17 protein-coding genes are annotated in these 17654 nt (G+C 69.5%); 12 read left to right on the top strand and 5 right to left on the bottom strand.

Translation table 11 applies throughout. The features are described 5' to 3' along the window. Positions 1-118 precede the first annotated feature (118 nt). Positions 119-340: an NUDIX hydrolase gene (locus QSK17_RS30850; RefSeq protein ID WP_285709080.1), complete on the top strand. Its 222-nt coding sequence runs from the start codon at positions 119-121 to the stop codon at positions 338-340. Between the two features lie 81 nt (positions 341-421). Here the strand turns inward: QSK17_RS30850 and QSK17_RS36310 are convergent, their stop codons facing one another. Further along, on the bottom strand, positions 422-577 hold the full coding sequence (locus tag QSK17_RS36310; RefSeq protein ID WP_352231872.1) for a hypothetical protein: 156 nt from the start codon (positions 575-577) through the stop codon (positions 422-424). 200 nt (positions 578-777) lie between these two features. On the opposite strand from QSK17_RS36310, the gene QSK17_RS30845 reads away from it, so the two are divergent. From QSK17_RS30845 to QSK17_RS30835, 3 genes are all read left to right on the top strand, one after another. Beyond that, the gene (locus QSK17_RS30845) at positions 778-1755 is read left to right on the top strand and encodes a LysR substrate-binding domain-containing protein (RefSeq protein ID WP_285709078.1); all 978 of its coding nucleotides are present in this window, start codon (positions 778-780) and stop codon (positions 1753-1755) included. A gap of 123 nt (positions 1756-1878) precedes the next feature. After that, positions 1879-3174 carry a D-arabinono-1,4-lactone oxidase gene (locus tag QSK17_RS30840; RefSeq protein WP_285709076.1) on the top strand — a complete coding sequence of 432 codons (1296 nt, stop codon included), beginning with the start codon at positions 1879-1881 and terminating at the stop codon, positions 3172-3174. Next, positions 3171-4142 (top strand): 1-aminocyclopropane-1-carboxylate deaminase/D-cysteine desulfhydrase, encoded by a 972-nt coding sequence (locus tag QSK17_RS30835; RefSeq protein WP_285709074.1) that lies wholly within the window; start codon positions 3171-3173, stop codon positions 4140-4142. Before QSK17_RS30840 ends, QSK17_RS30835 begins: the two co-directional genes overlap by 4 nt. Before the next feature lie 104 nt (positions 4143-4246). On the opposite strand, the gene QSK17_RS30830 is transcribed toward QSK17_RS30835, so the two are convergent. Continuing rightward, positions 4247-6862 (bottom strand): ATP-binding protein, encoded by a 2616-nt coding sequence (locus QSK17_RS30830; protein ID WP_285709071.1) that lies wholly within the window; start codon positions 6860-6862, stop codon positions 4247-4249. An 85-nt stretch (positions 6863-6947) separates the two neighbouring features. Here QSK17_RS30830 and QSK17_RS30825 point away from each other — a divergent pair, with 85 nt between their 5' ends. The 7 genes from QSK17_RS30825 to QSK17_RS30795 all read left to right on the top strand — a co-directional run bounded on the left by QSK17_RS30825 (position 6948) and on the right by QSK17_RS30795 (position 13969). Continuing rightward, positions 6948-8216: an MFS transporter gene (locus QSK17_RS30825; protein WP_285709069.1), complete on the top strand. Its 1269-nt coding sequence runs from the start codon at positions 6948-6950 to the stop codon at positions 8214-8216. Beyond that, positions 8213-9544: a carotenoid oxygenase family protein gene (locus tag QSK17_RS30820; RefSeq protein ID WP_285709068.1), complete on the top strand. Its 1332-nt coding sequence runs from the start codon at positions 8213-8215 to the stop codon at positions 9542-9544. Before QSK17_RS30825 ends, QSK17_RS30820 begins: the two co-directional genes overlap by 4 nt. Next, entirely contained in the window at positions 9541-9978 is a 438-nt protein-coding gene (locus tag QSK17_RS30815; protein WP_285709066.1) for an SRPBCC family protein, read from the top strand. The genes QSK17_RS30820 and QSK17_RS30815 overlap by 4 nt, the downstream gene beginning before the upstream one ends. Positions 9979-10132: 154 nt before the next feature. Then, the gene (locus tag QSK17_RS30810; protein WP_352231871.1) at positions 10133-10420 is read left to right on the top strand and encodes a low temperature requirement protein A; all 288 of its coding nucleotides are present in this window, start codon (positions 10133-10135) and stop codon (positions 10418-10420) included. Beyond that, positions 10417-10959 (top strand): (2Fe-2S)-binding protein, encoded by a 543-nt coding sequence (locus QSK17_RS30805; RefSeq protein WP_285709064.1) that lies wholly within the window; start codon positions 10417-10419, stop codon positions 10957-10959. Before QSK17_RS30810 ends, QSK17_RS30805 begins: the two co-directional genes overlap by 4 nt. Next, the gene (locus tag QSK17_RS30800) at positions 10956-11915 is read left to right on the top strand and encodes an FAD binding domain-containing protein (protein WP_285709062.1); all 960 of its coding nucleotides are present in this window, start codon (positions 10956-10958) and stop codon (positions 11913-11915) included. Before QSK17_RS30805 ends, QSK17_RS30800 begins: the two co-directional genes overlap by 4 nt. Continuing rightward, positions 11912-13969, top strand: a complete 2058-nt coding sequence (locus QSK17_RS30795) for a xanthine dehydrogenase family protein molybdopterin-binding subunit (protein WP_285709060.1) — start codon at positions 11912-11914, stop codon at positions 13967-13969. Before QSK17_RS30800 ends, QSK17_RS30795 begins: the two co-directional genes overlap by 4 nt. Here the strand turns inward: QSK17_RS30795 and QSK17_RS30790 are convergent. Then, positions 13923-14834 (bottom strand): AraC family transcriptional regulator, encoded by a 912-nt coding sequence (locus QSK17_RS30790; RefSeq protein WP_285709058.1) that lies wholly within the window; start codon positions 14832-14834, stop codon positions 13923-13925. The two genes, QSK17_RS30795 and QSK17_RS30790, sit on opposite strands and share 47 nt — an antisense overlap. Positions 14835-15212: 378 nt before the next feature. Beyond that, positions 15213-15806, bottom strand: a complete 594-nt coding sequence (locus tag QSK17_RS30785) for a TetR/AcrR family transcriptional regulator (protein WP_285709054.1) — start codon at positions 15804-15806, stop codon at positions 15213-15215. Between QSK17_RS30785 and QSK17_RS30780 the strand changes: the two genes are divergently transcribed. Next, positions 15805-16731, top strand: coding sequence for an SDR family oxidoreductase (locus tag QSK17_RS30780; protein WP_352231870.1), 927 nt, complete (start codon positions 15805-15807; stop codon positions 16729-16731). The two genes, QSK17_RS30785 and QSK17_RS30780, sit on opposite strands and share 2 nt — an antisense overlap. Before the next feature lie 36 nt (positions 16732-16767). Here the strand turns inward: QSK17_RS30780 and QSK17_RS30775 are convergent, their stop codons facing one another. Beyond that, on the bottom strand, positions 16768-17568 hold the full coding sequence (locus QSK17_RS30775; protein ID WP_285709043.1) for an AAA family ATPase: 801 nt from the start codon (positions 17566-17568) through the stop codon (positions 16768-16770). Between the last annotated feature and the right edge of the window lie 86 nt (positions 17569-17654).

Below are 17654 nucleotides of genomic sequence, written 5' to 3'. Positions count from 1 at the left end.
GGCCTCACCACGAAGATCCATCTGATGGCAGACCGGCGCTGCCGCCCCATCGCCCGGGTGATCAGCGCCGGACAGCGCAACGACGGCTTCATGTTCCAGCAGGTCATGAGCCAGGTACGTGTTCCGCCCGTACCGCTTCGAGGTACAGCACCGGCATGTCTTCCACCTGGAGCTGACCGAGCCCACACAGGAGCGGTGGACCAGCCAGGAGGATCACGACGACGAGCAGGAGCCGACCCGTTTCGAATGCTTCTGGATTCCACTGGAAGCCGCGCACATCCTCCAGTCCGGCCAGGGCGCCCTGCTGGGACGCCTGTTCGACTGTGCGGGTGCCGATTAATCATCCGGCCAGGTCAAGCAGCATGTCGGTACTTCTTGAGGACACCACCGAGTCGGTCATGCCGACGAATGTCCAGCGGTGTCATCCGGGTGGGGTCGGTGCTTGGGTGGGAAGCGGTCGAAGCGGAGCTGCCTGCCGGAGAGCCCGATGTGGCCGATGTTCGTTATAGAACGACTCGAACTCACGCAGCACATGCAGAAGGTGCTGCTGATTCCAGATCAAGGTCCGATCCAACAGCTCGTGCCGACAGGCTCAGTGGTCGAATTGCCGAGCGCATGCTCAAATGCCGAACCGCGAGTCAACCGCGCCAGCCGAGTTTTCGGCACCCACAGGTGGTCGGCGCGGGCTTCCCGTTGTGCGTCGTTCCCTGACCGGCGAGATGTGCCAGGTATCCGTCGATTGACCGATGCAGGTTGTAGAAAGCTACGATCGCGCGGGTGGATGTGAATACCAGGCAATTGCGGTACTTCGTCGCTGTCGCCGAGGAGCTGAACTTCACTCGCGCCGCTGCGCGGCTGCACATCGCGCAGCAGGCGCTGAGCACTCAGATCAGGCAGCTGGAGAAAGCTGTCGGTGTGACGCTGTTTCGGCGGACGACTCGGACGGTCGAGCTCACCTCCGCTGGCGCGGCGTTCCTCAGTGAGGCTCGTTCGGTGCCGGTCACTCTCGACCGTTCCGTCCGCGCCGCGCGGCGGATCGAGGCCAACGAATCGGGTGTGCTGACGATCGGTACCGGCGAGGGCGGGGCGCTGACTCTCACCGAGTCGATTCTTTCCGAGTTCCGGGCGCGTCATCCGGGCGTGCAGGTCGATGTCAAGGTGTACAGCTACGCCGACCCGTCCGCAGGGCTCGCTGATGGTTCGGTCGATGTGGCCTACCTGCGGTTGCCGATTGACGGTGGGGACTGGCTGCGCAGCGAAACACTGTTCGTCGAGCCGCGCGTGGTGATGTTGCCGGCTTCGCACCGGCTCGCTGCGTGCAGCGTGATAGCGGCGGCCGAGCTGGTCGACGAGCCGATCGTCGGGCACTTCTGCAATGACCAGGCATGGATCGACTTTTGGTCGCTGGCCGAGCATCGAGACGGGAAGCCCGCGAACTTCGTGGGCAGGGCATCGTCGGTGCTCGAGGAATTGCAGTGCGTCGGAGCAGGCATGGGGTGTGTCGTTACCGTCGCGTCAGCACGGCTTGTGCCGTTGGTGGGCGTGACGCTGGTGCCGCTTGCCGGCGCTCGCGGCAGCGAGCTCGCGGTCGGCTGGCGCGCCGATCAAGAAACCGATCTGATCAGATCGTTCGCCGCTGTCGCCCACTCTGTCCGCGACGCAAACCCCGAGGCCGTGTACGCGCTGGAGCATCCGGACATGAGCGACCGGATGGTACCGCCGGTGCCCGGCGTGATTCACAACCCAAGTCGGTGAATCCCGCGCAGATTGAGTGTTTCCGCCGGTGGTGCCCGGGTTCTTACAGTCGGCCCATGCACAAATTGATCGTCCACACAATGTCCACCGACCCGATTGAGCTTGACCGGATCGGAGCCTCGCATGGTGTGGCGTAACTGGGCAGGCAACCAGACGTGCCGACCAGCGGTCATGGCCAGCCCTTCGACGAGAACCGAAGTGGCGCAGGCTGTCGAGCAGGCGTCGGTGGCGAATCATGTGGTCCGTGTCGCGGGAGCATCGCATTCGTTCACCGATGCGGTCGCCACCGACGGCATGCTGCTCTCGCTGCGGCATTGCAACCGGGTGCTGGACATCGACCACGCCACACACCGGATCCGGGTCGAGGCCGGGATAACTCTGCGTGAACTGAATCGGGTGATGGCCGAGAACGGTTTGGCCTTCCCGAACCTCGGCGATATCGACGCGCAGTCGATCGCGGGCGCTACCGCCACAGGTACACACGGGACCGGCGCACGCCTGCAGAACCTCTCGGCCTGTCTGGTGTCGATGGAACTCGTCACGGCGAACGGCGCGACGATCGAGGTGAACGCCGAACAGGATCCGGATATCTGGCGTGCCGCGCGGGTAAGCATCGGCGCCCTCGGTATCGTCACCGCGGTCACAATCCAGGCGGTACCCGCGTTCACGCTCGAAGCAGTCGATCGCCCGATGGCAGTCGAGGACGTACTCGTCGATCTCGACGAACTGCTCGCGGCCAATGAGCACTTCCAGCTGTTCACCTTCGCGCACAGCCCGCTGGCGATGACATCCGCGCGTAATCGGGTCGACCTCGCGCCACAGCCGATCTCGCGTGCCCGCGAGTGGGTGGAGGACGAGCTCGTGCAGAACCATCTGTTGCACGTGGTGTGCGAACTCGCCCGGGTCGCTCCGCGGGTGAATTCGCCGCTGCAGCGCCTGGGCTCCCACCTCGCGGGTTACTCGCACCGAATCGACCGCTCCGACAGGATCTTCGCGACACCGTTGCGGGTCCGGTTCGTCGAGATGGAATACGCCATCCCGCGCGAGCACACCGCCGAAGCGGTCCGTGCGGTTCGTGAACTGGCGGGGCGTCCCGAATTCAATGTGACCTTCCCGATCGAGGTTCGGTGGGTCGCCGCCGACGACGCCTATCTGTCACCGGCCGCCGGGCGCGACACCTGCTATATCGCGCTGCACCAGTACCACAAGCTCGCATCTGAGCTGTATTTCCGTGCAGCCGAAGCGATCTTCGATTCCTTCGGCGGTCGGCCACATTGGGGCAAGCAACACTTCCAGACCCCGGAAACGCTGCGTCCACGCTACCCCGAATGGGACAGCTTCGCGATCGTGCGCAAACGACTCGACCCCGACCGGCGGTTCGCGAACTCCTATGTCGATCGAGTTCTGGGCACGGTATGAGCACTGCACTGTTGCACAGGCGATTTCCCGCGCTCGAGCGAACGCTGCCGTTCGCCCGGCTCGGCGACGGCCCGACACCGGTGCGGGAGCTCACCGGGCTCACGCGACACAACCTGTGGTGCAAGGACGAAAGCGGATACGGCTACGGCGGCTGGGGCGGCAACAAGGTACGCAAGCTGGAATGGCTGCTGCCCGAGGTGCGCCGGACCGGGGCGAGCACGATCTTCACCGTCGGCGCGACCGGGACAAACTGGGGCCTGGCGGCGGCGGTGTATGCGCGCGACCTCGGCATCGACACCGTCCTGGCACTGATCGATCAGCCCGAGGACGACCATGTCCGCGAGCAGCTGCGCAGATTGCGGCAATCCGGCGCAACCATGCACTTCACCCACAGCAAACCGCTGACGATCGCGGCCGCACCGTGGTTGCTGCTGCGCCACACGCGTGGATTGAAGCTGCCGTACTACCTGCCCGCAGGCGGCTCAGCGCCGATCGGTGTGCTCGGCTATGTCGAGACGGGGCTGGAGCTCGCCGCGCAGGTGGCGGCGGGTGAACTGCCGCAGCCTCGGCACATCGTTACGGCCGTCGGCTCGGGCGGGACCGTTGCGGGACTCGCGCTGGGTTGTGCGCTGGCCGGGCTGCAATCGCAGGTGCTGGGAGTGGTGGTCAATGACACGCTGCCGCTCGGTGTGCGTGATCTCGTCCGGCTCGCCGACCGGACCGCGACCGTCTTGCGGGAACGCGGAGCGGAATTCGACGTGCCGCCTCTACGGCTCACGACCACCCGTGAATACTTGGGCCGCGGTTACGGTCACCCCACGCCCGAAGCCGCCACCGCGGCACGGGTTGCCGCCTCCGCCGGGTTGCGGCTGGAATCCGTGTACACCGCCAAGGCGTTCGCGGCAGCGCTGGCGGCCGACCTGGACGGCCCGGTGCTGTTCCTGAACACCTACGGCCCGAGAGAGTAGTCATGCGCATCACCGGACGGTCGGCCACCGCGCTCACAGCGAGAGAGCGAGAGAGCGAGGTACGTTCGCGCCCAGGCCATGACGCACGCGTCGGTGAAAGCTGCCTATCTCCGGATGTCAGGCAGGTCGCGCAATTGCTTACGCGAGGTGAGTCCGAGCTTGCGGAAGATGTTGCGCAGGTGGGCGTCGACGGTCCGGGGGCTGAGGAACAGCGTGGCCGCGACCTCCTTGGAGGTGGCGCCGTCGGCGACTAGCCGTGCGATGTGCACTTCCTGCATGGTGAGCTGTTCGGAAGCAGTCTGGGAGGAGCGGCTGCGGGCGTGTTCTCCGGTGGCGCGCCGCTCCCCCGCGGCACGTTCGGCGAAGGCCTCGGCCCCGATGTCGGTCAGCGCCTCGTGTGCGATGCGCAGGTGTTCGCGCGCCTCACGTCGCCGGCCCTCCCGGCGCAACCACTCGCCGTACAGCAGGTGCGCACGGGCTCGGTAGATCGCCATGCGGCTGCCGTCGAGGTGGTCGATGGCCTCGCGGTAGGACTCCTCGTCGTCGGTGACCAGCGCCCGCGCGTAGGCCGCCACACCCAGTCCCCAGGCGTATCCGCCCGCCTGCGTGCGTTCGCGCAGGTCGGCCAGGGCGCTCTCGGCGACGTCCGGTGAACCGCAGCGCACGGCGGCCTCCACCAGTTCCGGCAGGGCCAGCCCCGACATGCCGAGGTGTCCGTGCGCGACAGCGCTTCGCGCGGCTTCCAGCGCGGCCTGGTAGTTGCCCAGGCCGTTGTGGAGGATGGCCGCGGCCCACTGGACGCTGAGCGTCATCCGCGAATCCACGCCGGCGAACAGCTCGAAGGCCTCCGCCCGCCGTCCGCGCAGAGCGGCCAGGTGGATGCGCGGGTAGACCAGCGGAGCCGCGCCCGTGGCCTCGGCGATGGCCTCCTCCTCGGAGATCATCTCCATGGCCGCGCCGAACTCGCCCGCGTGCACCGCGGTGGCGGCCTGCATGGCCAGCCCGATGGGCAGCATGTGGAAGGAGCCTGACTCGCGGCCGGCCGCGGTGACGCGCTCAGCGATGCCGCGCAGGGAGTCGTAGCTCCACAGTTCGGTCGCCAGCATGAAGCCGAGCGACGGGTAACGGCTCCAGGCGGTTTCGTCCGCGAGGGCGGGGCGCAGCAGCTCGGCCGCAGCTCCATGTCCCTGCGTGGTCAGCCTGATCACGCCCTCCAGCACCGGGCCCGTCACGGGAGCGGCGCCAGCCGCCCGCACCACGGGATCGAGGTCGCCGAGGAGGACGCCCATCTCCATCGCGTCCAGATAGCACTCCATGGACCAGGCCGGGTCGGTGTCGGCCAGCCGTCCGGCGGCGCGCAGCAGATGGGTGGTGGGCTGCTCGCCGCCCCGGTGGCAGATGAAGGAGAGCCTGCCCCGCAGCAGGTCGATCCTGGCCAGCTGGGCCTGATCGGGCGAGGCCAGCTCCGCGGTGGTGAGCAGCTCGGCCGCTAGGTCGAACGCGCCCACCGAGAGCTTGGCCTCGGCGGCGGCCAGCGCCCGGTCGATCCGCGGGCCGGTGCCGGTGGTGAGCGCGGCGGCCCGCTCCAGGAAGGCAGCGGTGGCCGCCACTCCGCCTCTGGCCTGGGCCCGGGCCGCTGAGCGCTCCAGCGCCGCGGCCACCTTCTCGTCGGGTCCGACGGCGGCCCGGGCGTGGTGCCAGGCCCGCCGATCGGGGTCGGCCACCGGGTCGGTCGCCTCGGCCAGTGCCGCGTGGGCTCGCCTGCGTTCCTCAGCAGAGGCAGCCGTGTAGGCGGCCGATCGGGCGAGCGGGTGGCTGAAGCGGATGCGGGCGCCGAACTCCACCAGCTCTGCCGCCTCCGCGGCCGACGCGTGCTTGATGCCCAGCAGCCCGGCCGCCCGCCACAGGAGTCCCGGGTCGCCGACCGGTTCGGCGGCTGCGACCGTCAGCAGGAGCCTGGCCTGCGGCGGGAGCTGCGCCAGCCGTACTCGGAAACTCTGCTCGATCACGCCGGGAGCAGGTACGTCGAATCCGCCGGCCATCCCGGCCAGGCCGGCGCTTCTGGGCAGCTCCAGCAGGGCAAGGGGGTTGCCGCGCGCCTCTGCCAGGATGCGGTCGCGGACCCGCTCGTCCAGCGGCGCCCGGACGGCGCCGGCCAGCAGCACCCTCGCTTCGCTCTCGCGCAGGCCGGCGAGGTTCAGGGCGGGCACGGTCGCGAAGCCTGGCTCCCTGCTGGCGAGCACCACGGCCACCGGTTCGTCGGCGATCCTGCGCGCCACGAAGGCCAGCGCCTTGGCCGAGGCGTCGTCCAGCCATTGCGCGTCGTCGATCAGGCAGAGCAGGGGGCGTTCCCGTGCGGTCTCGGCCAGCAGGCCCAGGGTCGCGACGCCGACCAGGAAGGGGTCGAGGGCGCCGGCGTCCAGGCCGAAGGCGATCTCCAGGGCTCTGCGGTGCGGTGGCGGTAGCTCGTCCAGGTGGCCGAGCAGCGGCATGCACAGCTGGTGCAGCGCGGCGAACGGCAGCTCGGTCTCGAACTCCGCGCCCGAGGCCTGGATGACCGCGAAACCAGACGCGTTCTCGGCGGCCCGGCGCAGCAGGGTGCTCTTGCCCATGCCGGGCTCACCGGACAGCACCAGCGCGCCGCCGCGGCCCTTCCTGGCCGCCGCCACCAGGGCGTCCAGGCGTTCGATCTCGGCCTCGCGGCCCACCAACGTCTCCATAGGTGCCCCGATCATGCTGCATAGGCGGTCATATAGGCGAAAACTACCGACGCGAGCGTCTGGCCTCCGCTGCGAGTGTCGAGCCATGAGCAGCGCACACGCCATCAAGACCAGCTGGAAGCCGCTGGGAGTCCTGGCCACGGCCCAGTTCCTTGTCGTGCTGAGCACCTCGATCGTGAACGTGGCCCTTCCCGAGATCCGTACCGGCCTCGGTCTCTCGGCCGCCAGGCTGGCCTGGGTGGTCAACGCCTACGTGCTGGTTTTCGGCGCGCTGCTGCTCCTCGGCGGCCGGTCTGGAGATGTGTACGGCTTACGCCGCGTATTCCTGATCGGCACCGGCCTGTTCGCGCTGTCGTCGCTGGCCGCCGCGAGCGCGCCGGACGCCGTGACGCTGATCGCCGCCAGGGCCCTGCAGGGCCTGGGCGCTGCGCTGCTCGCACCCACCGCGCTCGCGCTGATGCTGACCCTGTACCAAGACGCTGCCCGGGGCACCGCCCTCGGCGTATGGGGCGCGGTCTCCGGCGCGGGAGGTGCAGCGGGCGTCCTGCTCGGCGGCGTGCTCACCGGCGTGTACGGCTGGCGCTCGGTCTTCTTCGCCATGGCGCCCGTCGCGTTGGCCGTCCTGGTGGCCGCCTGGGTCATGGTCGAGCCCTCTCCGCCTCGGGGTGGCAGGCTGGGCCTGCCCGGAGCGGTGACGGTCACCGGCGGACTGGTCGCCCTGACCTACGGCCTGTCCGGGCGCTGGCCCTTCATCATCGCGGGTTCGGTCCTGCTGGGCGTGTTCGTCCTGCTGCAACGCCGCTCGCCCGACCCGTTGCTGCCCTCGCGCATGCGGATCGTGGCTCGAGCGAACGTGCTCATGGCCCTGCTCGGCGGGGTCTGGCTCGGCCTGTTCTATTACCTGCCCCTCTACCAGCAGCGCGAGCTCGGCTACACCCCGCTCGAAGCGGGGCTCACCCAGCTGCCGCTCGCCCTGATGATCACGCTGGCGTCGTGGGCAACACCTAGGTTGCGCGGGCGTTTCGTACTGCCCGGTGGCCTGGCGCTGCTCGCGGCAGGGCTGGCCTGGCTGGCCCGCACCCCGGCGGACGGCACGTTTCTGGCGGACCTGCTCGGCCCCTCGCTGCTGATCGGCGCCGGGCTCGGCGTGGCCTTCGTCCGGCTCACCGCCCTCGCCTCGGCAGGCGTGCCCGCCGCCGACAGCGGCCTGGCCGGCGGGCTGCTCAACGCCACTCGCCAGATCGGCGGCGCCGTCGGCCTAGGCTTCCTGGCCCTTCTCCCCTCGTACGGCATGGCCTTCCTGGCCTGCGCCGTCATCACCCTCCTTCTCCTCGGAAAGGCGACACGTTCATGAAAGACCTTCCCAAGCCGTACCTGACCGGCCACTTCACCCCGGTCACCGACGAGATCACCGCCCACGAGCTGACCGTGCACGGCGCGCTGCCGCCTGAGCTCAACGGCCGCTACTTCCGCAACGGTCACAACCCCAAGCCCGGCGTCACCCCCACCCACTGGTTCCGTGGCGAAGGCATGCTGCACGGCGTGCGCCTGGCCAACGGGCGGGCCGAGTGGTACCGCAACCGCTGGGTGAAGACCCCGTTCCTGGACGGCGTGCCGTTCACCGGCACCGAGCTGGAGGTCTCCGCCGCCGCCACCAACATCATCTTCCACGGCGGGCGCTACCTGGCTCTGCAGGAAGCCAACCTGCCCTGGGAGGTCACGGCGGAGCTCGACACCGTCGGCGTCTACGACTTCGGCGGCAAGCTCACCAGCTCGATGACCGCCCACCCCAAGGAGGACCCGGTCACCGGCGAGCTGCACTTCTTCTCCTACAGCCCGTTCCCGCCCTACCTGACCTACCACGTCGCTTCCCGTGAAGGCGAGATCATCCGCTCGCAGGTGATCGACGGCTCCGGGCCGTCGCTCATGCACGACTTCGCGATCACTCGTGAGCACGCGGTCTTCATCAACTCGCCGGTCGTCTTCGACCACGCCGAGCACTCCGGCATTCCGTACCTGTGGCACGACGACGTGCCGCTGCGCATCGGCGTCATGCCCCGCACGGGTGCCCCCAAGGTCACGTGGTTCGAGGTCGAGCAGGGCGCCATCCTGCACGTCACCAACTCCTACGTCGACACGCAGGGCCGCGTGGTGCTCGAAGGCCCCCGCTTCGACCGCTCCTCCTGGGAGACCTCCTGGAAGTGGTGGATCGGCGCCCCCGGCTATGGCGTCACCCCCAACGGCGGAACCACCTTCCACCGCTGGGTCCTCGACCCGGCCACCGGGAAGGCGCGCGAGGAGTCGCTCGACGACCTGGCCACCGAGTTCCCCTCCATCAACGACGCCCACACCGGCGCGTTCAACCGCTACAGCTACGCCATCGCCTTCCCCGGCGCGGGCCTGGACGGCTACTCCACCGTCAAGTTCGACACCGTCACCGGTCGGCGGCGGCTGCTCAACCACGGGCCCGGCCGCATGCCGGGCGAGGCCGTCTTCGTCCCCGCCGAGGGCGGGACCAACGAGGACGACGGCTACCTGCTCACCGTCGTCAACGACCTCAAGGCGGACGCCTCCCAGCTCCTCGTCCTGGATGCAGGAGACCTCGCCACAGTCGCCACCGTCGAACTTCCGCGCAGGGTGCCCGCCGGCATCCACGGCCACTGGATCGAGGACCAGAAGTGATCACCACCATCGACACCGCAGCCGCCGTCGTCGTCCGGCTCGACACCGTCATCGACGCTCCGCTGTCACGGGTCTGGGACCTGCACACCAACGTGAACGCCTGGCCTTCCTGGCAGGCGGACATCACCACCGCCTCCGCCGACGGGCCGCTCACTATCGGGTCGGTGTTCCACTGGAGCACCTTCGGCCTGGAGATCGACTCCACCGTCTATGCCATCGAGCCGGGGCACCGCATCCTGTGGGGCGGGCCAGCACACGGCATCACGGGCATCCACGAGTGGACCCTCGCCGAACGCGACGGGCAGACCTTCGTCCAGACCTCTGAATCGTGGGACGGCGAGCCGGTCCGTACCGACCTGGACGGCATGCAGGCCGCTCTTGAAGGGTCGCTCACCGCCTGGCTCGCTCACCTCAAGCAGGCGGCCGAGAACTGAGTCCGCGTCCACAAGGGGTGCAGCACGCTAGCCGGGAGGTGCGCTGTCGTGCACAGCGCACCTCCCGGCACTGCGATCTTCGGCAAGGCGTCGCCTACCGCCCGACTTCTGCCGGAGGCCTCGTGTCCCGGCTCTGGCCTTCGACTAGAAATCGATCCTGGCTCTGCGGCAAAAGGCTCTGCTGGCCGTACGGTCGACCGGCGAGGATCACCGGGCGACGCCCGTTGAGTTGTTCTTCGACCTCGTCTACGTCTTCGCGACCACGCAGCTCACCGGCTCCATGGCACGCGAGCGCGACGCCAACGGCGTGTTCCAGGGCCTACTGATGCTGGCGCTGCAACACCCGTCACGCGAGCAGGAATGGGCAAGGACGCGCGAGCTTTGGGGATCGTCCGCCCGCTGCAGGACTGATTACGTAGCCCTAAGAAAGGAAGGACGATGACAAACCATCACCGCAGCGTGATTTCGCTACAGGTCAACGGCGTGCCACACCGGTTGAGCGTCGACAATCGCACGACGCTGCTGGACGCGTTGCGCGAGGACATCGGCCACACCGGACCCAAGAAGGGCTGCGACCACGGCCAGTGCGGCGCGTGCACCGTGCTCCTCGACGGCAGGCGGGTGGTCTCCTGCCTGACATTGGCAGTGGCCGCCGAGGGCGCCGAGATCACGACCGCCGAAGGACTGGCCGGTGACGGCGAACTGCTGCCGCTTCAGCAGGCGTTCATCAGGCTCGACGGCTTCCAGTGTGGATATTGCACGTCCGGGCAGCTCTGCTCGGCGGTCGGGATGCTGGCCGAGCACACGGCGGGCTGGCCCAGCGCGGCCACCGCCGACGTGTCCCCGGACGGCCCGGCGCCGGTACTGGACGCGGCGGAGGTGCGTGAGCGGATGAGCGGCAACCTGTGCCGCTGCGGCGCTTACCCGTCTATCGTCCGCGCCGTGCTCGAGACGGCTGCCCAGAAGGAGACCGAGGGATGAAGGAGTTCGCCTACGAGCGCGCGACGGACGTCCGTGACGCGCTGATCGCAGCCGACGGCGGTGCCCGATACTTGGGCGGCGGCACCAACCTCGTCGATCTGATGAAGGAGGGGGTGGAGGCTCCCACAAGGCTGGTCGATGTACGGCAGCTGCCGCTCGCCGGCGTCAGCGAGGCGCCGGACGGCGGGCTGGTCATCGGTGCCACGACGACCAACAGCGACCTCGCCGCCCACCCCGAGGTACGGCGGCGTTATCCGGCGCTGAGCCAGGCGGTGCTGGCTGGCGCGTCCGGCCAGCTTCGCAACATGGCCACGGTGGGCGGCAACCTGCTGCAGCGGACCAGGTGCGCCTACTTCACCGCGCAGGTGTGCAACAAGCGGGTCCCCGGCACCGGGTGTCCCGCGATCGCCGGGGAGCACCACAACCACGCCATCCTTGGCTGGACCCGAAACTGCGTAGCTACCCATCCCTCTGACATGGCGGTCGCGATGCTGGCGTTCGACGCGGTCGTGCGCTACGAGATGCTCGACGGCCCCGGCGAGATCCCGCTGGCGGAGTTCTACCCGCCCGTCGGGGACACGCCGCACTGCGAGACGGCGCTGCCGCCGGGAGCATTGATCACCGCGGTGGTCCTGCCGGGTAGCGCGGTGTCCCCGCGGTCGCGCTACCGGAAGGTCCGCGAGCGCGCGTCCTACGCCTTCGCCACCGTTTCCATCGCGGCGGGGCTTGACTTGGACGAAGGCTCGGTGCGGATCGCTCTCGGCGGGGTCGCCTCGCGGCCCTGGCGCGCCCGAACCGCCGAGGCTTTCCTGTTGGACGCTCCTCTCACGGCTGAGGCGTTCCGGGCCGCCGCCGATGCCGAACTGGCTGCCGCCGAACCGCTGCCCGGCAATGGCTACAAGGTGAGGCTGGCCGGCAATCTCATCGAGACCGTGCTGAAGGAGCTCCAGCCATGAAGAACGCAGTTGGGGTCGCGCAGCCGCGGATCGAGGGCCGGGCCAAGGTCACCGGCGCCGCCCGCTACGCCGCCGACGTGCCGATACCAGGCCTGGCCTTCGGCGCGGTCGTCCTGGCCACCGTGTCCCTTGGCCGCATCCGCGACATCGACGTCTCTGCCGTCCAGGACATGGCGGGCGTGCTGGGCGTGATCGACCATAGGAACGCACCTCGCCTCAACCCAAAGGCGGGGGGCTTCTTCGGCCCGGATGGCCAGCTGCAGCTGTTGCAGGACGAGGTGATCCCCTTCGCCGGTCGGCCCGTCGCGCTCGTCGTGGCCGAGACACTCGAGCAGGCCCAGGCGGCAGCCGAGGCGCTACCGGTGACCTACGACGAGGAGCCGCACGACACGGGCTTCACTGCCGATCACCCGGCGAGCCGTCCGGCGGTGGCGATCTTCGACGAGCCTGTGAACGTCGGTGACGTGGAGGCGGAGCTTGCCGCGTCCTCGGTGGTGGTCGAGGAACAGTACTGCACTCCCGAGGAGCACTGCAGCGCCATGGAGCCGCACTCGGCGACCGCGTGGTGGGAGGGAGAGCGGCTGGAGGCGATCGACTCCAACCAGGGGCCGTTCTCCATAGCCGTCACCCTGGCCACGCTGTTCTCGTTGAGCCCGGATCTGGTGCACGTCCGCACCGAGCACGTCGGCGGCGGCTTCGGATCCAAGGGACTCTGCGGTCCACAGCTGATCCTGGCCGCGATGGCCGCGCTGCTGTTCGGCCGGCCCGTGCGGGTCACGCTCACCCGCGCCCAGGTGTTCCTGGCGACCGCGATGCGGCCGGCGATCAATCAGCTGATCCGGATCGGCGCCGACGCGGACGGCCGCCTGCGGGCGATCCACCACGAGGCGGCGTTCGAGATCTCGCCGCTGGTGGAATACCTCGAGGGATGCACCGAGCTCACCAAGACGCTCTACGCGGCGCGCTCGATCCGTACCCGGCTCAGCGCGGTCCCGCTCGACATCCTGCCGCCGTACTCGATGCGGGGGCCGGGCGCCACGCCCGGGTCGTTCGCCCTCGAATCCGCCATGGACGAGCTGGCGGAGCGGCTGGGCATGGATCCGCTCGAACTCCGGCTACGCAACGAGCCGGTGGCCGGTCCCGTGTCCGGCCTGCCGTTCAGCAGCCGCAACCTGGTCGCGTGCCTGCGCGAAGGCGCCCGCAGGTTCAGCTGGGACACGCGTGATCACCGGCCGCGGATGCGGCGGGAGGGAGCTCTGCTGGTCGGCACCGGGCTGGCCGCCACGTCCTTCAGCGCCGGGGCCTTCCCCTCGTCGGCCACGATCACCGCCGAGACGGACGGGACCTTCACGGTGGCCATCGGCGCCACCGACCTCGGCACCGGCGCGCGCACCGCGCTGACCGCGATCGCCGCTGACGCGCTGGCGGTCGGCACGGAGCGGATCCGGCTCAGAATCTCCGACAGCGGCCTCGGTCCCGCCTGGGGCGCGGGCGGCTCCCGGGGGACCACGTCCTGGGTCTGGGCGATCACCGAGGCCGCGGAGAAGCTGCGCGGCCAGGAGTGCCGCGGGACGGTCACGGTCGACACCACGCGGTCGCTCGGCGAGTTGTCGTCCAGGGAACGGCATTCCTTCAGCGCCGTGTTCGCCGAGGTGACCGTCGACCCGGTGACGGGCGAGGTGCGCGTGCGCCGGTTGCTTGGGATGTTCGCCGTGGGCCGCGTGGTCAACCCGCTCATGGCCCGCAGCCAGGTCATCGGCGGGATGATCGGCGGGCTCTCCATGGCGTTGCACGAAGAGGGCATTCGCGATCCGGTTTCCGGCCGGCACGTCAACGCGGACTTCGCCGGCTACCACATCGCCGCGCACGCCGACGTGCCCGACATCGAAGCCGATTTCGTGCCCGACTACGAGCCCGGCATTCCCATGGGCGTCAAGGGCGCCGGCGAGATCGGCAACGTCGGTACGGCTGCCGCGATCGCGAACGCCGTCTGGCACGCCACCGGGGTCAGACAGAGATCCCTGCCGATCCGTCTCGACCGCGTGCTGGAGTGAGGCGCTTGGCGTCCTGGCTCGGCGACGCACCGAACTGGCGACGGTACTCGCGGCTGAACTGTGACGGGCTGGTGTAGCCGACGCGACGGCTGACGGCGGCGATGTCACCCGGAGCTGCGGCGAGCTGGAGCCGCGCCTGCTGGAGGCGGATCTGCTTCTGGAACTGGATCGGGCTCATCGCGGTGGCGGCATGGAAATTGCGGTAGAAGGCCGAGACGCTCATCCCCGCCAGTTTGGCCACATCCTCGACACAGAAAGGCTGCGCGTAGTGGTCGCGGATCCACTGCACTGCGCGGGCGACATGGCTCAGGCTGCTGTCGGGAAGCCCGAACTGGCGCACGATCGCGCCCTGATCGCTGGTGATCAGCCGCCAAAGGATCTCCCGTTTGATGAGCGGCGCGAGGACGGTGATGTCGCTGGGCCGGTCGAGCAGGCGCAGCAGGCGGACGACGGCGTCGAGGAGCTCGGCGGAGGCGGTACTGACTGCCAGACCGGGCGGCGCGTCGTCGTCGAGATCCGGCAGATCGTCTGGAGCCGCCTGCAGCAACACCTCCGCGATGGCCGCCGGATGCAGGGTCAGCCCGACCCCGAGCCCAGGTTGTTTAAAGCTGGCCTTTGCGAAATGGGCGGTCACCGGCAGGTCGACCGAGGCGACGAGATACTGCCCCTCTCGGTACTCGTACAGGTGGTCGCCCAGAGCGAACCTTTTCGTGCCTTGGGCGACGACCGCCAGCACTTTGCCATAGGTCGTCGAGGTCGGGGGCTGGGGGCGCTCGGCCTTGAAGATCAGGACATCTTCGATGGGAGTTCTGAGATCGGGTCGAGCATGGCGGATGAGGAGGTCGCGCAGCTCGTCGAGGGCCATGATCCCCATCCAAACACCGCGCGAGGTTCGGAGACAACCGGGCCGAATGCCGATGCGGCTACGAGGCGCGTCGTGCAGCGGCCAGTGTCCCGACCGGCGCAGTCCACAGCTTCGGGATGAGCCGGCGCCTGTGTCCACAAGACCGCCCTGAGCTTGTCGTTGGCCACTGCGATCTTCGTATTTGCCGCGCCGCCCTGGTCGATATCGACGAAGTGCGCCAGCGCGTACCACCGGCGACATGTCGGGCACCACCGAACTGTGATCGGATCCCCGGCGGGATAGCTGGCTGTCTCGAGTGGTTCGAGGCCGTGGTCGTCGACGAAACGGGCGCGTAACCGCAATCCAGCAAAACTCGCGTCACAACGAGAGAGCGTGATGTCACCCGCTGCGGGCCTGCCGGTCGATCATGGACACCAGGGTCGAGACGAGTTCCTCGGCCGTGATGTGCCACTTGTCAGCGGACAGGTGCCCGCTGACCTCCATATCCGTAATCCCGTGCGCGCTGGTCAACAGCAGCGCCGCGAATTGACGGGTGTGCTGTGCGCCGACCAGATCGCCGACGACGGCGAGGAACGCGTCCATGGCGCGGTCGGCCGCCTGGATCGCCGCGTGGACCGCGGCCGGGTCGCCGGCCGGGGAGGCGAACATCAGCCGGTACAGGTGCGGCTGACGGCGGCCGACCGTCATCAGCGCGGACAGAGCGCGGTGCAGCTTGTCGGCCGGGGACGCCTGCGGCTCGGCGCACACGGCCTGCACCTGGTCCGCGAGCCGGTCCAGGGCCTCGGCCGCGACGACGGTCAGCAGGCTGTCCTTGTCGGGGAAGTGCCGGTACGGCGCGCCGCGGGTGACCCCCGCACGCGCCCCGACCTCGCGCAACGTCACCGCGTCCGGACCGCCGCTGTCCAGCAGGCCGGCGGCCGCATCCAGCAGGGCACGGCGCGTCGCGGCAGCGGATTCCGCACGACTGATCATGCCGATCACTATACCGTTGACACTGTCATCTGAAATGCCTACCGTTGTTCAGGTGACAACGTCATCTGAACAACGGGAATGTGTCGTCGTGACCGGAGCCTCGACCGGGATCGGCGCGGCCTCCGCCCGCGAGCTGGCCCGCCGGGGATTCCACGTCCTGGCCGGCGTCCGCCGCGACTGCGACGCCGACGCGCTCCGTGCCCCTGGCATCGAGCCGGTCATCCTCGACATCACCCAGCCCGACCACATCGCCGAGTTGGCCACCCGCGTCGGCTCGCAGGCAGGTGCGTTGCGAGCATTGGTGAACAACGCCGCCATCTCCGTCAACGCCCCGGTCGAGGCCCTGCCACTGGAGGAGTGGCGCCGACTCTTCGAGGTCAACCTGTTCGGCCACGTCGCCGTCACCCAGGCACTGCTGCCCGCCCTGCTGCGCCACTGCGGCCGGGTGGTCAACATCAGCTCGGTCGGCGGGAAGATCGCCATGGCCACCTACGGCCCCTACGCGGGCACGAAGTTCGCCCTGGAGGCGGTCAGCGACGCTCTGCGCCGGGAACTGACGCCGCTGGGCGTGCAGGTGGTGGTCATCGAACCCGGCGGGATCCGCACGGAGATGGCCGACCGGGGCATCGCCACCACGAGCCGACTGGCCGAGGCCATGTCACCGCAACAACGGGATCGCTACGGGCCGCTGGTCCAGGCAGTCACCGCGCAGACCGCCGCGTTCACCACAAGCGGTAGGTCCGCCGACGATGCCGCCCGGGTGATCGCCAAGGCCGTGACCGCCGGGAAGCCTCGCACGCGCTACACCATTGGTCGCGACGCGGCCCTGCTCACCCGCCTGTCGCGGGTACTGCCAGACCGGATGCTCGACCGCATCCTCGCGGCCGGCCTCCGTCCGTACTACCCGAAGACCACCACTGCATGAAACCCACGTTCGAGCAAGCGGCGGCTGACCGCGCGTTTAGCTTCTACACGCCGTCTCTTCGAGGGTGGCGCCGAGCGTGCGGGCGGCGGGCAGCACGGCGAGCGCCTGGGCGAACGCGCGCTCCAGCCGCTCCGTCAGCGGCAGCCTGCTCGACGCGAGCATCTCCTGGTCCTGCCGGGACGCGAGCGCGGCGAACTCCATCAGCGCGAGCGGGTTGCCCGCCGCCTCGGCCAGCACGCGGGCGCGCAACGCGACGCCCAGGTCGGGCGCGACCCTCGCCAGCAGCTCCGCCGCCGCCTGGTCGATCAGCGGCGGCACGGTCAGCGCGGGCAGCCCCGACGCGGCGAGCCTGGTCTGAGAGTCGGCGTCGTCGCGCAGGGTCGCCAGCAGCACCACGGCGTCCGAACGCAGCCGTCGGCCGACGAACGCGAGCGCCTCCCAGCTCGGCTCGTCCAGCCAGTGCGCGTCCTCGACGGCGAGCACCACGGGCGTGTCGCTCGCCAGCGCGGACAGCCGGTGCAGCACGGACATAGCGCCGCGCAGCGGCCCGCCGTCAAGGTCGCCGGGCGCGAGCCCGGTCCCCGCCAGCAGCCTGCGCAGCCCCTCGTACGGGACCTGGCCTTCGGCGGGCACGCCGGTCGCGGTCAGGACGCGCGCGCCCCTGGCGGCGGCCTCGCCCGTGGCGGCCCCGAGCAGCGCCGACTTGCCGACCCCGGCCGCGCCGCTCAGCACGAGGGCCCCGCCGCCCTCCTTCAGGCCGTCCACGAGGGTCAGCAGATTCCGCAGTTCGGCGTCTCGTCCCACGAGGGCGTGCAATGCCACGACGACGATGCTCACACCGCACGCCCCGCGCCGTCCATTCCTGCACTCCCTCCTGCCCCACAACGTGCACTGGACCATCCAGGAAGGAGAGGCAGACACGG

It is taken from the genome of Microtetraspora sp. NBRC 16547 (assembly GCF_030268965.1).
Lineage (GTDB): Bacteria > Actinomycetota > Actinomycetes > Streptosporangiales > Streptosporangiaceae > Microtetraspora.
This window is presented reverse-complemented; position numbering and strand designations above follow the sequence as displayed.

Excerpts from the sequence above, each read along its gene's own strand:
- QSK17_RS30840 (WP_285709076.1), top strand. The coding sequence starts at position 1,879 with ATGGTGTGGCGTAACTGGGCAGGCAACCAGACGTGCCGACCAGCGGTC.
- QSK17_RS30835 (WP_285709074.1), top strand. The coding sequence starts at position 3,171 with ATGAGCACTGCACTGTTGCACAGGCGATTTCCCGCGCTCGAGCGAACG.
- QSK17_RS30830 (WP_285709071.1), bottom strand. The coding sequence starts at position 6,862 with ATGGAGACGTTGGTGGGCCGCGAGGCCGAGATCGAACGCCTGGACGCC.
- QSK17_RS30825 (WP_285709069.1), top strand. The coding sequence starts at position 6,948 with ATGAGCAGCGCACACGCCATCAAGACCAGCTGGAAGCCGCTGGGAGTC.
- QSK17_RS30820 (WP_285709068.1), top strand. The coding sequence starts at position 8,213 with ATGAAAGACCTTCCCAAGCCGTACCTGACCGGCCACTTCACCCCGGTC.
- QSK17_RS30805 (WP_285709064.1), top strand. The coding sequence starts at position 10,417 with ATGACAAACCATCACCGCAGCGTGATTTCGCTACAGGTCAACGGCGTG.
- QSK17_RS30800 (WP_285709062.1), top strand. The coding sequence starts at position 10,956 with ATGAAGGAGTTCGCCTACGAGCGCGCGACGGACGTCCGTGACGCGCTG.
- QSK17_RS30795 (WP_285709060.1), top strand. The coding sequence starts at position 11,912 with ATGAAGAACGCAGTTGGGGTCGCGCAGCCGCGGATCGAGGGCCGGGCC.
- QSK17_RS30790 (WP_285709058.1), bottom strand. The coding sequence starts at position 14,834 with ATGGCCCTCGACGAGCTGCGCGACCTCCTCATCCGCCATGCTCGACCC.
- QSK17_RS30780 (WP_352231870.1), top strand. The coding sequence starts at position 15,805 with ATGCCGATCACTATACCGTTGACACTGTCATCTGAAATGCCTACCGTT.
- QSK17_RS30785 (WP_285709054.1), bottom strand. The coding sequence starts at position 15,806 with ATGATCAGTCGTGCGGAATCCGCTGCCGCGACGCGCCGTGCCCTGCTG.